The sequence below is a fragment of the Rhodovibrio sodomensis genome (assembly GCF_016583645.1).
In the GTDB taxonomy this organism is placed as follows: domain Bacteria; phylum Pseudomonadota; class Alphaproteobacteria; order Kiloniellales; family Rhodovibrionaceae; genus Rhodovibrio; species Rhodovibrio sodomensis.
Genome location: NZ_NRRL01000323.1, coordinates 1 through 516, shown reverse-complemented (window position 1 = coordinate 516; position 516 = coordinate 1). Strand labels below are relative to the sequence as shown.

General features: G+C 58.3%; 1 protein-coding gene. It reads right to left on the bottom strand.

Annotated features, from left to right (window positions below):
* Positions 1-326 precede the first annotated feature (326 nt).
* On the bottom strand, positions 327-516 hold a 190-nt coding region (locus tag CKO28_RS27990; RefSeq protein WP_200344837.1), incomplete at its 5' end, for a hypothetical protein.

Genomic DNA, 516 nt, shown 5'->3' with positions numbered 1-516 from the left:
CGCTTGGGATAGCTGTTGCCGACAGTCGATATGCGTACTTTGTGGCAACGAGCTCACTGGCTTTGCAAGATGACGGACGCCGGTTTCCTTCAATCCGGGCGGCGTTGCGCACCCTTCATAAGGACTTCGCGGCTCGGGTGCATGCATCACAGAATGGACGGGCGGCTTAACCGGTAATTGTTAGAAAAGCTGCCAGTTCTCAAAAACAGATAAGCGTCACATCCACACGATATGCAGATACGCTCTAAAACATCACGCATAATGTTGAACAGTCCGCCGAGGGACATCATGTTGAAGCGTGCAAAACGACGGTTTGCTCTATACTTCTACCCCTTCTTCCAGAACGGCTTCTGCGCGGCGAAGTCGTCCCAGGTAGCGTGGAAGGCCTTGAGTTCGCGGTCCATCAGCGCCGCTTGCCAGCCGAGCACGATGCCGGTGGCGTTGGCGGCCAGCGCCTCGCCGCTGCCGCCGGCCTCCGGCGCGCGCTTGTTGCTCAGCCGCCGGTCCAGATCGTCC